The sequence below is a fragment of the Anaerobium acetethylicum genome (assembly GCF_900096945.1).
In the GTDB taxonomy this organism is placed as follows: Bacteria; Bacillota; Clostridia; order Lachnospirales; family Lachnospiraceae; genus Anaerobium; species Anaerobium acetethylicum.
Genome location: NZ_FMKA01000004.1, coordinates 195376 through 209030 on the forward strand (window position 1 = coordinate 195376; position 13655 = coordinate 209030).

General features: G+C 45.3%; 13 protein-coding genes and 3 tRNA genes. 10 read left to right on the top strand and 6 right to left on the bottom strand.

Annotated elements, in window-relative coordinates; all coding sequences use genetic code 11:
- Positions 1–145 precede the first annotated feature (145 nt).
- From BJR36_RS06120 to trmB, 4 genes are all read right to left on the bottom strand, one after another.
- Positions 146–219: transfer RNA gene (locus tag BJR36_RS06120), tRNA-Pro, on the bottom strand.
- 56 nt (positions 220–275) lie between these two features.
- Positions 276–348 (bottom strand) — tRNA-Lys (locus BJR36_RS06125).
- A gap of 218 nt (positions 349–566) precedes the next feature.
- Entirely contained in the window at positions 567–875 is a 309-nt protein-coding gene (trxA, locus tag BJR36_RS06130; RefSeq protein WP_091231603.1) for a thioredoxin, read from the bottom strand.
- Between the two features lie 271 nt (positions 876–1146).
- On the bottom strand, positions 1147–1815 hold the full coding sequence (trmB, locus tag BJR36_RS06135) for a tRNA (guanosine(46)-N7)-methyltransferase TrmB (protein WP_278276581.1): 669 nt from the start codon (positions 1813–1815) through the stop codon (positions 1147–1149).
- 326 nt (positions 1816–2141) lie between these two features.
- Between trmB and BJR36_RS06140 the strand changes: the two genes are divergently transcribed.
- The 10 genes from BJR36_RS06140 (at position 2142) to BJR36_RS06185 (ending at position 12260) form a co-directional block, all read left to right on the top strand.
- The gene (locus BJR36_RS06140; RefSeq protein WP_091231607.1) at positions 2142–2456 is read left to right on the top strand and encodes a hypothetical protein; all 315 of its coding nucleotides are present in this window, start codon (positions 2142–2144) and stop codon (positions 2454–2456) included.
- 1 nt (position 2457) lies between these two features.
- On the top strand, positions 2458–3495 hold the full coding sequence (locus tag BJR36_RS06145; protein WP_091231610.1) for a V-type ATPase subunit: 1038 nt from the start codon (positions 2458–2460) through the stop codon (positions 3493–3495).
- Positions 3496–3515: 20 nt separating this feature from the next.
- The gene (locus BJR36_RS06150) at positions 3516–5441 is read left to right on the top strand and encodes a V-type ATP synthase subunit I (RefSeq protein ID WP_091231613.1); all 1926 of its coding nucleotides are present in this window, start codon (positions 3516–3518) and stop codon (positions 5439–5441) included.
- Positions 5442–5480: 39 nt separating this feature from the next.
- Positions 5481–5900 (top strand): ATP synthase subunit C, encoded by a 420-nt coding sequence (locus BJR36_RS06155; protein ID WP_091231615.1) that lies wholly within the window; start codon positions 5481–5483, stop codon positions 5898–5900.
- A 3-nt stretch (positions 5901–5903) separates the two neighbouring features.
- Entirely contained in the window at positions 5904–6212 is a 309-nt protein-coding gene (locus BJR36_RS06160; protein ID WP_091231617.1) for a V-type ATP synthase subunit F, read from the top strand.
- A gap of 28 nt (positions 6213–6240) precedes the next feature.
- On the top strand, positions 6241–6828 hold the full coding sequence (locus BJR36_RS06165; protein ID WP_091231620.1) for a V-type ATP synthase subunit E: 588 nt from the start codon (positions 6241–6243) through the stop codon (positions 6826–6828).
- Positions 6821–8587, top strand: a complete 1767-nt coding sequence (locus tag BJR36_RS06170; RefSeq protein WP_091231623.1) for a V-type ATP synthase subunit A — start codon at positions 6821–6823, stop codon at positions 8585–8587. The genes BJR36_RS06165 and BJR36_RS06170 overlap by 8 nt, the downstream gene beginning before the upstream one ends.
- 13 nt (positions 8588–8600) lie before the next feature.
- Entirely contained in the window at positions 8601–9980 is a 1380-nt protein-coding gene (locus BJR36_RS06175) for a V-type ATP synthase subunit B (protein ID WP_091231624.1), read from the top strand.
- An 11-nt stretch (positions 9981–9991) separates the two neighbouring features.
- Positions 9992–10621 (top strand): V-type ATP synthase subunit D, encoded by a 630-nt coding sequence (locus tag BJR36_RS06180; RefSeq protein ID WP_091231627.1) that lies wholly within the window; start codon positions 9992–9994, stop codon positions 10619–10621.
- Between the two features lie 151 nt (positions 10622–10772).
- Positions 10773–12260 (top strand): D-alanyl-D-alanine carboxypeptidase family protein, encoded by a 1488-nt coding sequence (locus tag BJR36_RS06185; RefSeq protein ID WP_091231630.1) that lies wholly within the window; start codon positions 10773–10775, stop codon positions 12258–12260.
- A gap of 256 nt (positions 12261–12516) precedes the next feature.
- On the opposite strand, the gene BJR36_RS06190 is transcribed toward BJR36_RS06185, so the two are convergent.
- Together BJR36_RS06190 and BJR36_RS06195 are read right to left on the bottom strand one after the other, a co-directional pair.
- Positions 12517–12590 (bottom strand) — tRNA-Arg (locus BJR36_RS06190).
- 146 nt (positions 12591–12736) lie between these two features.
- Positions 12737–13621 (bottom strand): DUF3881 family protein, encoded by an 885-nt coding sequence (locus BJR36_RS06195; RefSeq protein ID WP_330387832.1) that lies wholly within the window; start codon positions 13619–13621, stop codon positions 12737–12739.
- Positions 13622–13655 lie beyond the last annotated feature (34 nt).

A 13655-nucleotide genomic window follows, 5' to 3' on the forward strand; every position in this document is an offset into this window, starting at 1 on the left:
CGCTCTATTCATACCAGTTTACGGACGCTGCTGCCAGCAGCGCGCCCTAATCTGGTATGAATATGAGCCTGCTCATTGCTTTTCGCGCAAAAAGAAACCGCCAAGCCTTATATTCTAAGACTTGACGGCGCCCCTGCCAAGGTAATCGAAGCGACGGGATTCGAACCCACGGCCTCTGCGTCCCGAACGCAGCGCTCTACCAAACTGAGCCACGCTTCGATAATATAAAAGCACCAACCCCGCAGCTCTCATGTCTGCAAAACTAGTGCTTATAATGCGCCAACAGGGGCTCGAACCCGGGACACCCTGATTAAGAGTCAGGTGCTCTACCAACTGAGCTATTGGCGCAAATGCGTTATCAACAACGCAAGATAAATTATATAATACTTATGTTAGAATTGCAAGCCCTTTTTTAATATTTTTTTTATTATTTTTTTATTTGATACCAGCGTCAAAAATCATGTTTGTTTATTTCTTAGATCATCCAGAAAAATCACCGGCAGATATCCACAATCCGCCGGTGATTTTTACCTTTCATCCACAATCAGCTATGCACAGGTGGACAACTACAGGAGCTTTGCCTCAAGCGCTGCCTGGGATACTGCTCCTACCAGGGTTCCTGTTACTTCTCCGTTTTTAAAAACCAGAAACGTAGGGATCGACATTACCTTATATTTTGCTGCAGATGCGGGGCTTGCATCAACATTGAGCTTGCCGACCTTTACTTTTCCGGCATACTTCTCCGCTATCTTTTCAACCACAGGAGCCATCATCTTGCATGGTCCGCACCAATCTGCATAAAAATCAACTAGAACCGGTATGTCTGATTTTAAAACTTCATCATTAAAGTTTCCGTCATTAAAAATAAGTTCCATCCTAATCTCTCCTTTTCTATTCATCTTATGACTTCCAGTGTTACTGTTCACTCCGTGACCAGTAACACGCTTCGCGATGCACAGAAATGGTTGAAATGCACCATTTCGCGCTGCAATCCCCGGGTTTTATGTGACTTTCGCTTCGCTACACTCACAAAAACACCTCGCGTTGGATAACGTGTAAACAGTAACCTTACAGTTGCAATATCCCTGCTTCTCATATAAGCAATTCATTTCCATGGCTGCTCATACCCTAAGTATAGCTATAATATTACCGGTATGCAATCAGTTTATTAATTGGATTTCCGATACTTGAAAATTTCTCCTCATACTCAGTCATTACATTGCCTTCCGACATCTCCACATCATTATGAAGGTCAAAGGTATGCTTTTCGAGTATCCAGCCTGCGTTCACAACTTCTTCCAGTGAAAAATCAAAAAGAGGCCTGTTGTCAGTCTTAAATTCAACCCTTCCATCCTTTTTCAGGATCTTATCATATCTCTTGAAAAATTCTTTTGAAGTCAGCCTTCTTTTCGCATGCCTGTCCTTCGGCCATGGATCGGAAAAATTAAGGTAGATCTTATCCACTTCCCCTTCGTCGAATACGGACCCGATATCTTCCGCATCCATTCTGATGAATAAAAGGTTTTCAACCTCAACCTCTTCCCTTTTTTCAAGGGCTCTCAAAAGAACACTCGAATACTTTTCTATTCCGATATAATTGATTTCCGGATTCCTGATCGCCAGTTCCGTAATGAATCTGCCTTTTCCCATTCCGATTTCAATCTGTACCGGATTCTGATTTCCGAAAACCTCTTTCCATTTTCCATGCTGTTCCTCTGGATTCTGTACTACGAACCTGTTTGATCCTATCACTTCCCGGGATCCCTTTATGTTTCTTAATCTCATGTTTTTCTCCTTTGCTGAATCAGCCTGTATTGAATGAATAAATGAATTATGATAAGTCAACTTACAAAAATCACATATTATGAGGCTGTTTTTTAATCAAATTATATATAGTATTTTTCTAAAAAAGGTGTATTATGGTTAGAAAGATGCTCTTTTTTTAGAAACAAACTCTGTCCGTCAGGGAATTATCTGTCTTATTATTCTTTCCTTTTCCCTGAGCCGTGACTCCGCTTTTACTATTATATATTCTGTTCCAAGCAAGTGGCAAGCAAAACAAAACCTTTCTGTTAAATAAAACAGGCATGAACATCTAAGAATAAACTGACAGTCAGGAAAACAATCAGGAGCGTGTAATTATGGAAGAAGTAGTAAACAGACTATCGCAAATCGAGGCAATTTCAACAGGCATTATCGAGGATGCCTCCATCCAGAAAAAAGCCCTTTCCCTGGAAAACATAAAAAGAATGGATGCATTCGACGCCGAAACCGATGCTGAGACGGCAAAAAGCATCTCAGAACTGACCGGGCAGCTGGACAGACAGCTTTCAGAAGAGCTCTCCCGTTTACGGGATGCTACGGATTCGGAACTGGAAAGGATCACAAACCTTTATCACTCGCATCATACAGAACTTGCACAGGAGCTGTTAAAAAAAGTAATAGGAGCTGATTGATATGGGCAGTTTATTTTCCTATGGCGCTATTGCCACTAAAATAAGGTCTATGCAGGCAGATCTGCTTAGCGATAATGAATACAGAGAACTTGCCATGCAGAGCAGCATACCTGAAGCTGTGGCTTTTTTAAGGAGACAGCCCGCCTACCAAAGCCTCCTGTCTGATGTTGACGAGTCGAAGCTTCACAGGGGACAGATTGAAAAGCTGCTCCGCAAGACGATCCAGCAGGATTTTTCCAAGCTTTACAGATTTGCAGATGCTGACCAGCGAAAATTCCTGAACATGTATTTTGAACGATACGAAGTCGCGGCCCTGAAAACCTTTCTCCGGATGCTGTTCAACCAGAAAGGCGGAGCCTTTGATATCTCATCCAGCAGGATTATTTTTGAGAAGCATTCCCAGATTGATATCGCTAAGCTTTCAACTGCATCGACCATAGAAGAATTCGTATCCTTTCTCAGGGAAACCCCTTACTATCCGCCTCTCATAAGGCTGGAGAGCATGACTTCCCCCACTCTGTTCGACTATGAGCTGGCTCTTGACATCTATTATTTCACCCATATATGGGACGTCCTCCCTGATGTCGTGAAAGGCAGGGAGCTGAAGGATCTGAAAGTCACCTATGGCGGCAAGATTGACCTGCTGAATATCCAGTGGATTTACCGGTCCAGATTCTACTACCATATGTCTGCCGCTGATATCTACGCACTAATTATACCTGTCAGCTACCGATTGAAAAAGGAGCAGCTGGTACATCTGGTAGAATCATCAGATGAAAACGAATTCACGGCTGTCCTGAAAACTACCCACTATGGAAAAATATATCCACAGGCTGACAGCCACACACTGGAGGATATGTATATCAGGCTCCGCGATAACATGCATGCCGCCGCAGTAAGAAAAAACCCTTACTCTGCCGCCGTGCTGGACTCCTATCTCTACCGCAAGGAACATGAAATCAACAAGATCACGACAGCGCTCGAATGTATCCGATATGGTCTTGAGCCAAGTGAAACAATCAAATATATAATCAAATAACTTACGGGGGGTGCAGAATATTGATTGTTAAAATGAAATTTCTTAGCATTGCCGGTCCAAAGGCTGATATTGACAGGGTCACCGAAACTTATCTCTCCAAATATGAAATCTATCTGGAGAACGCCCTTTCAGAGCTTAAGACAGTAAAGAGCCTGAAGCCATATATTGAAATCAATCCATACAAGGAGCTTCTTGCAAAATCAAAAGAATTTTTAAGCCTTATCGATACGAAAAATGTTACCTTTCCAGATAATCTTTCAATTGAAGAGTCAATCAGCATAATCAATTCCACTGACGAGCTGCTCAGGCAGATGAGAACCGAAAAGGCTAAACTGGAAAAGCAGCGGGACGAGCTTCAGGCTTCCCTGATTAAAATCCAGCCTTTCCGGGAACTCCGTTACGATATCGAAAAAATACTGGATTTCAATTTCATCAGATTCAGATTTGGAAAAATAGCAAATGAATACTACCAGAAATTCGAGCGGTACGTCTACGACGACCTGAATACCATCTTCTACAAATGCCACTCGGACGAAAATTATGTATGGGGCGTCTACTTTATGCCGGTAGGCGAGAAAGACAAGGTCGATGCGGTCTATGCATCCCTTCACTTTGAACGTTTTTTCCTTCCCGATGAATACACCGGAACGCCGGAAGAAGCCTATACCAGGCTGGAAGAGCAGATCATGGAGCTTTCCGCTGACATAACTGCAATCAATATGCGGGCGGCAAATACGCTGGCATCGATAAAGGAAAAGCTGCTTGCCGCTCATAAAAAGCTGGAAACCTTTGCAAAAAACTTCGATATCAGAAAAATGGCTGCCTGCACCAGGGACTACCACGACGTCTTCTATATACTCTGCGGCTGGATGTCAGAAAAGGATGCCCTGCTCCTGCAAAAAGATGTAGCCCACGATGACAATCTTTTTGTAATTATGGAAGATGATGTCAACAATATCCCTGAAAAACCGCCTACAAAGCTTAAAAATCCGAAGCTTTTCAGACCCTTTGAATCGTTCATAAGGATGTACGGTCTTCCGGCATATAACGAATTTGATCCTACCATTTTCCTTGCACTGAGCTATATCCTGATTTTCGGCTGCATGTTCGGCGACGTCGGACAGGGACTTCTTCTTGCAGCCGGCGGCGCCCTTCTTTACAAATTCAGAAAAATGGATATTGGCGCCATCGTTTCAATGGCAGGCTTATCCTCTATCCTGTTCGGTTTTCTGTACGGAAGCTTTTTCGGATTCGAAGATGTCCTTCCTGCATTATGGATGAAGCCCATGGAGATGCTCATCACCCTGCCCGTTTTAGGATCCCTAAATTCGATCCTTGTGATTACAGTTGCCTTCGGAATGGCCATGATTCTTATATCAATGATCATCAATATTGTAAACGGCATCAGACAGCATAACATAGAAAAGGTCCTATTCGACCAGAATGGTATCTCAGGCCTTATATTCTATGGATCTGCCGTAGCCATAATCGTGCTTTTCATGACCGGCCATGCCCTGCCGGGCGGAATACTCCTGGGCGTACTTTTTCTCATACCGCTTCTTCTCATAACTTTCAAAGAGCCACTTGCCCTTCTTGTTGAAAAGAAGACGGAGCATCTTCCGAAAGACAAAGCCATGTTCCTGACCCAGGCCATATTCGAACTCATAGAAATCGTACTGAGCTATATGACGAACACAATCTCCTTCGTCCGAATCGGGGCTTTCGCCCTGAGCCATGCAGGCATGATGGAAGCAGTCATGATGCTGGCCGGAGCCGAAAACGGAGGGTCTCCCAACTGGATCGTCATTATCCTCGGAAACCTATTTGTAATGGGAATGGAAGGCCTGATTGTAGGCATCCATGCACTCCGTCTTGAATACTATGAAATCTTCAGCCGGTTCTTTTCAGGAAACGGGCGGGAGTTCAAACCCTACTCGAACCAGTAACATATACTAACTGTTATAGAAACAAAGGAGGACAATACCATGCTTGTAAAAATACTTTTAATCGCCGCTCTGATCCTGAGCATCATCATCCCTTTCGGTGCATATCTGATTGGTGAAAAAAACAGGGGCCGCTTCAAAACTTCCCTTGGCGTTAATACTTTCTTTTTCTTTGGAACGCTTGTGCTTGCAAACATCCTTTTCTTCGGTGGGAATGTGCAGGCTGCGGAAACAACCGCAACCGCTTCCGTATCCGGCCTTGGTCTGATCGCGGCGGCCCTTTCCACAGGCCTCTCCTGCATTGGTGCCGGCATAGCCGTTGCAACAGCAGCAAGCGCTGCGCTGGGTGCGTTGAGTGAAGACTCCAGTATTTTCGGAAAGTCCCTGATCTTTGTAGCCCTGGCGGAAGGGGTTGCCATCTACGGCCTGATCGTATCCATCATGATATTAGGAAAGCTGTAAGCCATGAACATGTATCTGATCAGTGATAATGTAGACACCCTTACCGGGATGCGCCTTGCCGGTGTGGAAGGCGTCGTTGTCCATGAAAGGGACGAGCTGAGAAGCGAGCTTGAAAAAGCAGTTGCCGATAAAACCATCGGCATTATCCTTCTGACCGAGAAATTCGGCCGCGAATTCCCTGATATCGTGGATGATGTAAAATTGAAAAGAAAGCTTCCGCTCATCATTGAAATCCCGGACAGACACGGAACCGGACGCAAACCAGACTTTATCACATCCTACATAAACGAAGCAATCGGGCTTAAACTGTAGACATAAAAAAGCAAAGAAGGTGAACATCTTGAACCTGGAAGAAAAATTAAAGCATTTTGAGGAAGTCTCCATAGAGGAGGCCCAGTTACAGAGCGAAAAAATTATTTCCGACCACAAAGCAGCCCTGGATCAGATTTTTGAAGAACACAAGGAGAAAAAGCTGAGGCAGTCAGCTCTTCAGATAAAGACAGAATCAGAGCGTCTTCAGCGCTTAAAAAACAAGGAGCTTTCTTCTGAACAGCTCCTCCTGAAAAAGACGTTCAACATCAAACAGAAAGAACTTGTTGAAATGCTTTTTGCTGAACTCACAAATCTTCTTGGAGACTATACTTCCACGAGCGAATACGACGCCCTCCTGATCCGCCAGATCAATCAGGCAAAGGCATTTGCCAGAGGAGAAGAAATTATCATCTACATCGATCCGGCCGACTCTTCACGCCACAGAAGCCTTGAAGTCGCTACAAACACAAAGCTTACTGTAAGCGAATATTCCTTCATGGGCGGTACCAGAGCAGTCATCCCTTCAAAAAATGTCCTGATCGACAATTCCTTTGCATCCAGGATTTCTGAACTGAAGACAGAATTCACTTTTAACGGAGGTGTCTCCAATGAATAAAACCGGGCTGATTTATGGAATTAACGGACCTGTTGTATATATAAAAGGCAATACCGGCTTCAGAATGTCTGAAATGGTCTATGTAGGCAAAGAAAAGCTTGTAGGAGAGGTGATCAGCCTTTCCTCAGATACTACGACCATTCAGGTCTTTGAAGAAACTACCGGCCTCAGACCCGGTGAAATTGTGGAAGCCACCGGGGATGCCATCTCAGTAACCCTCGCACCTGGCATTCTCGACAATATATTTGACGGGATCCAAAGGCCTCTGAGCGAAATCTCAAAAATTTCGGGGGCCTACATCAGCAGAGGTGTGACTGTAAACGCTCTGGACACATCCAGATTATGGGATGTACATATGACCGCAAAGGCAGGCCAGGAAGTCTCCGGCGGATTTATTCTTGCTGAAGTCCCTGAGACAAAGTCCATCCTGCACAGGGTAATGGTTCCTCCTAATTGCAGCGGCACCCTTCTTCATGTTGCCGCAGATGGAACCTATACAATTAACGATACCATAGCTGTTCTTCAGCTTAATGACGGAACAGAAATGAACCTGACCCTTACCCAGAAATGGCCGATCCGGGTTCAAAGGCCTGTAAACGCAAGGTTCGCTGCCACCAGACCCCTGGTGACCGGCCAGCGGATACTCGACACCCTCTTTCCCATAGCAAAGGGCGGTACGGCGGCAGTCCCAGGCGGATTCGGTACAGGCAAGACCATGACCCAGCACCAGATTGCAAAATGGTCCGACGCCGATATCATCATCTACATCGGCTGCGGGGAACGCGGAAACGAAATGACCCAGGTTCTTGAAGATTTTTCAAAACTGGTCGATCCCAAGTCAGGCAACCCGCTTATGGACAGGACCTCCCTGATTGCAAACACCTCAAACATGCCTGTTGCAGCAAGGGAAGCCAGCATCTATACAGGCATTACCCTGGCTGAATACTATCGCGATATGGGCTACGACGTTGCAATCATGGCAGACTCCACCTCCCGCTGGGCAGAAGCACTGAGGGAATTATCCGGACGTCTGGAAGAGATGCCTGCCGAAGAAGGCTTTCCTGCATATCTTGCTTCCAGATTGTCGACCTTCTATGAAAGGGCCGGCATGGTACGCAACCTGAATGGCAGCGAAGGCTCCGTCTCCATAATCAGTGCTGTTTCTCCCCAGGGCGGAGACTTTTCAGAGCCTGTCACACAGAATACAAGGCGTTTCGTCCGCTGTTTCTGGGGTCTCGATAAGGCACTGGCCTATTCCAGGCATTTTCCGGCCATACACTGGCTGACCAGCTACAGCGAATATCTGGGGGATCTTGCTCCCTGGTACGCACAGCATGTATCTCCTGATTTCGTCGACTGCCGCAACCAGATTGTCGCAATCCTGAACCAGGAAAGCTCCCTGATGGAAATCGTTAAGCTGATCGGCAGCGACGTGCTTCCAGACGACCAGAAACTGGTCCTTGAGGTGGCAAAGGTCATCCGTCTCGGCTTCCTCCAGCAGAATGCGTTCCATCCTGAGGACACCTGCGTCCCTCTTTTAAAACAGCTGAAAATGATGGAGGTCATCCTCTATCTTTATTCAAAATCCAAGGCTCTGGTAACCATGGGGATGCCTATGTCCATCCTCAAAGAAGGCAACATTTTCGAACGAATCATCGCAATCAAATATGATGTGGCTAATAACGAGCTGGAAAAATTTGAGCAGTACAAAAAAGACATTGATGCTTTCTATGATCAGGTCATTGAAAAGAATGCATAAGGAGGTATGATTTATGTCAATTGAATATTTAGGACTCAGCGAAATCAACGGCCCCCTTGTGGTACTAGAAGGCGTCCAGGACGCCTCTTTCGAGGAAATCGTAGAAATAACCGTAGACAGGACTACAAAGAAGCTGGGGCGCATTATAGAGCTTTACGAGGACAAAGCCGTCATACAGGTATTTGAAGGCACCGAAAACATGTCCCTGCAGAACACCCACACGAAACTGACCGGGCATCCCATGGAAATCGCACTTTCTCCAAAACTTCTGGGACGGACCTTTAATGGCGTCGGCCAGCCCATAGACGATCTGGGCACTATATCCGGCATAAAAAGAAATGTAAACGGCTCTCCCCTGAACCCCGTTTCGAGAAAATATCCGCGTAACTATATAAGGACCGGAATCTCTGCAATCGATGCCCTTACGACTCTGATCAGGGGGCAGAAGCTTCCCATCTTTTCCGGAAACGGGCTTCCCCACGATAAACTGGCGGCTCAGATCGTAAAGCAGGCTTCCCTTGGAGACAACAGCTCCGATGAAAAGTTCGCAATCGTTTTTGCAGCCATGGGCGTGAAATACGACGTGGCTGAATTTTTCAGGCGCACCTTTGAAGAAAGCGGTGTCGCAGACCATGTCGTCATGTTTTTGAACCTTGCCAATGACCCGGTAGTCGAAAGGCTCATAACCCCGAAGGTAGCGCTTACAGCCGCGGAATACCTTGCCTTTGAACAGAACATGCACATCCTTGTAATCCTGACGGACATGACCTCATTTTCTGAAGCCCTCCGCGAGGTTTCTTCCTCGAAAGGAGAGATCCCTTCCCGAAAGGGCTTCCCCGGATATCTGTACAGCGAACTGGCCACCATCTATGAAAGGGCCGGAATCATTGACGGCGTCGACGGCTCCGTAACCCAGATACCGATCCTGACCATGCCGAATGATGACATTACACATCCGATACCGGATCTTACGGGCTACATTACTGAAGGGCAGATTGTACTTGACCGCTATCTCCATGGCCAGGCCATATACCCTCCAATCAATGTCCTCCCTTCCCTTTCGCGTCTTATGAAGGATGGAATCGGCGAAGGCTATACAAGAGCTGACCACCAGGACGTCGCAAACCAGCTTTTCTCATCCTATGCAAAAGTCGGGCAGGCAAGAGCCCTTGCTTCCGTTATCGGCGAGGATGAGCTGTCGCCCATTGATAAAAAATACCTGACCTTCGGAAGGGCTTTCGAATCAGAATTTGTCGGACAGGGAGAAGTCGAGAACAGGACGATAGAAACCACCCTGAACAAGGGCTGGGAGCTCTTAAGGCTCCTTCCTAAAGAAGAGCTGGACCGCATCAATACAGCTATACTTGAACAATACTACAACGCAGCAGAGTAAGAGGTGATAGTATGGATCCAAATACCTTTCCCACAAAAGGCAACCTGATATTGGCCAAAAACTCCCTGGCCCTTGCCAGACAGGGCTTTGATCTTATGGATAAAAAACGTAACATCCTTATCCGGGAGCTTATGGCACTGATCAGCGAAGCGAAGGGCATCCAGGCTGAAATAGATGCCACCTTCACTGCCGCCTACAGCTCCCTCCAGAAGGCAAACATGGAACTAGGCATAAGCTATGTAGAGGAAATTTCCTCTACCGTTCCCATTGAAGACTCCATCCGCATCAAGACACGAAGCATCATGGGGACCGAAATCCCACTCGTAGAGTTCATTCCCGGGTCTGACATGCCTACCTATGCCTATTACAGCACAAGAGAATCCCTTGACCGGGCATATGCGGCTTTCAGAAAAGTAAAGGAGCTCACCATCAAGCTATCAATGGTTGAAAATTCCGCCTACAGGCTTGCAGCAAATATCAAGAAAACCCAGAAACGTGCAAATGCACTGAAGAATATCACAATTCCTGCCTACGAGGCCTTGAGCAAAAGCATTCAGGAAGCCCTTGAGGAAAAAGAACGGGAGGATTTCACCCGCCTCAAGATCATCAAACGACATAAAGAGCAAACCTCCGGAAGATGATTCCCGGAGGTTCTTTTTTCACACTTATTTCATCGCATATTATATTGCTACTTTCTTAAAAATACCATATAATTAGGCTTAATAGTGCATAGTGGTGCGGTCTTACCGCACCACTGTTTTTTCCAAGCCCATATAAGGAGATTTTAAATAGATGAAAAAAACAAGAACTTTGATTGCTGCCCTTCTACTGCCTATCATATGCCTTTCCAGCATATTACATACAAACGCCGCAAATACAGAAACGCTTGCCACAGTTACCGACTGTACAAGCCATACCATACAGACAAATGAAATCGAAGGCTGGCCTGAGGGCCCTCAGGTGGCTGCAGAATCAGCCATCATCATGGAAGCTTCTACAGGCGCCATCCTTTACGAAAAAAACATTCATGATGAACATTATCCCGCCAGCATCACAAAAATCATGACAACCCTGCTTGCAATTGAAAACAGCAGCCTGGACGAGGTCGTCACATTTTCAAGAGAGGCGATATTCGGAATAGAAAGAGACAGCAGCCATATCGGCATTGACGTCGATGAACAGCTTTCTATGGAGAACTGCCTCTACGGCATCATGCTCGCCTCTGCAAACGAAGTCTCCTATGCTGTAGCCGAACACGTAGGCGGCGATCTTGATTCCTTCATTGACATGATGAATAAGAAGGCAAAAGAGCTTGGATGCGAAAACACCCATTTTTCAAATGCAAACGGACTTCCCGATGAGACCCATTATACCACTGCCTATGACATGGCTCTGATTTCCAGGGCGGCACTTGAACTCGATACCTTCCGGACAGTTGTCGCAACCCCGCGGTATACGATTCCAGCCACGAATATACAGCCCGAAACCAGATATATTGAAAACCACCATAAAATGCTCCGCAACACAAAATATCATTACGACGGCTGTGAAGGCGGAAAGACAGGCTATACGACCGTTGCCCTGAATACCCTCGTCACCTTTGCAAAACGCGGCGATATGGAGCTTATATGCGTCACCATGAAGACCCAGGGAACACAGGTATATACAGACACAGCCCTGCTTCTGGACTACGGCTTCAATAATTTCCACATGGAAAATGTAGCTGAGCATGAAACAAACTTTACACTTGGGGATTCCTGCTTTTTCGATACCCGGAGCAACATCTTTGGAAACACCAATTCTCCAGTAAATCTCAATACTTCAGGCTATATAGTACTTCCAAATACTGCAGCCTTTGGCGATGCATCTCCCGCCCTGGAATTTGATGATACAGATCGATCCGAACATTCTGATTCTCAAGATACTGATGCCGGCACTGCAGGAACAGCCGGCGATACAGAAGCCGTTGGCAGGCTCGCCTACACCTATCTTGACCGTTATATAGGTGGAACCTCCATAGACATGCAGAAATCCGATATACAGGAATTTGCATTTGGAAAAACAATCAGCTCTGATACTGCTGAAACTGCTGAGCCAGTCCCAGATAAGAGAAACTTTATCAAAATTAACATAAAAGTAATTCTGGGTATTCTGATTGTTGGCGCAGGAATCTATCTATTCCTGAGAGGATCCAGTTTCCGAAGCAGCCAGTTTTCATTGCGAAGCAGAAAATTTCCTGCTAAAAGACGCCCTAAAAGAAGAAGACGGAGAATGTATTAACAAAAAATTAGGACGTGATGCAAAACATGTTGATTCGCAGCGCGCTCTCGCTTAGATGAAGACGTAGTGGTACGTAAGGCCGCAAAATACGCGGCCCAAATACCAACATCTTCATAAAGCTGCTCATCAATTCATATTTTGTATCACTGCTTGATAGATTGCGAGCGAAGGTTACAAGAGGGCTTTTGACATACTAATCCTTATAAATAGCAAAATGCCGGGAATCATCGATTCCCGGCATTTTTATTATCTATAATGTTCCCGATGCGATTCGAACGCACGGCCTATCGCTTAGGAGGCGATCGCTCTATCCTACTGAGCTACGGAAACATATTACATAGACGGCTAAAAAAGTCGTCTATGATATTCTAACCTTTTATTCATAAAATGTCAATTCATTTATTAATTTAAGTACACATGCACTATTGGTTGCTATTTACGGAGTGAACATTAACCAACATTGCATATTCCGACTTCTACATAAAATCGATTTTTCCCTGCATCCATATTACGCCTTTAAAGCGTCTTCCGACTGCCGGTTCTCCAAGGATATCTTCCTTATTTATGCAGACATCAAATATCATCTCGTTGCACTCTATGGATAGCATATATATTTCTGCACCCGTCATGCTGTTTTTCACAAGCGAATAATCAAGTATCTCGCCCATTACCGAATACTGCTCGCATTCAATACCATAAGGCATAAAATAAGTATCTACAAGCGTAAAGACATCCTCATGCATGATCCTTCTGGAAATCTGGGTGTAGGTATCAATATCTTCCAGCGTGAGGCTCTCTATTGCCTCCTCATCGCCCTGTCTCGCAGCCGCTATCAGATGGCTTCTATTAACACTTGCTTCCTTGTAGTTAATCTTCTGCTCTTCATTTTTGCTGATCGGAAGAATAATCTTTCCTGACAGGGAAAGACCGGAAAGGGTTACGGCTGTATTCTGTTTAGACATGCTACCCTCGCGCCTTCCGTTCATATATTCTGCAACATCCTGAAGATAAAATATAAGTGAAACGCCAACCTTCATTTCATCGCATACACCGGCATAAGACTCCTTATCTGAATGTTTTTCAACTACCACATCTTCAGAAGTCGTAACTCCGGATCCATTGAAGTATGGATAATAATAATCCATAATAAACTCATTGCTCTCATTATACTCTCCCACCAGTGTCAGACCGACACGTTCGGAAAAATTCTTTGAGATCTGAGTAATTTCAACGTCTTCGTTTATTCTTGCCGTTTTTATGCTCGCTGGTGCCTTGATCACTTCTTTTACAATTTCTTCTATTTCTTTCTTCTTTTTCATATTAAAACCTATTGCTCTTAAATAACTATGCACTAAACTCACCTCTTCCCTATGCTTAAGGTATCTATCTTTCCTG

Bases quoted from the DNA above. Each gene is read 5' to 3' on its own strand.
- trxA (WP_091231603.1), bottom strand. From the start codon at position 875: ATGGAACTTATTTTTAATGACGGAAACTTTAATGATGAAGTTTTAAAA.
- BJR36_RS06140 (WP_091231607.1), top strand. From the start codon at position 2,142: ATGGAAGAAGTAGTAAACAGACTATCGCAAATCGAGGCAATTTCAACA.
- BJR36_RS06145 (WP_091231610.1), top strand. From the start codon at position 2,458: ATGGGCAGTTTATTTTCCTATGGCGCTATTGCCACTAAAATAAGGTCT.
- BJR36_RS06155 (WP_091231615.1), top strand. From the start codon at position 5,481: ATGCTTGTAAAAATACTTTTAATCGCCGCTCTGATCCTGAGCATCATC.
- BJR36_RS06160 (WP_091231617.1), top strand. From the start codon at position 5,904: ATGAACATGTATCTGATCAGTGATAATGTAGACACCCTTACCGGGATG.
- BJR36_RS06170 (WP_091231623.1), top strand. From the start codon at position 6,821: ATGAATAAAACCGGGCTGATTTATGGAATTAACGGACCTGTTGTATAT.
- BJR36_RS06175 (WP_091231624.1), top strand. From the start codon at position 8,601: ATGTCAATTGAATATTTAGGACTCAGCGAAATCAACGGCCCCCTTGTG.
- BJR36_RS06180 (WP_091231627.1), top strand. From the start codon at position 9,992: ATGGATCCAAATACCTTTCCCACAAAAGGCAACCTGATATTGGCCAAA.
- BJR36_RS06185 (WP_091231630.1), top strand. From the start codon at position 10,773: ATGAAAAAAACAAGAACTTTGATTGCTGCCCTTCTACTGCCTATCATA.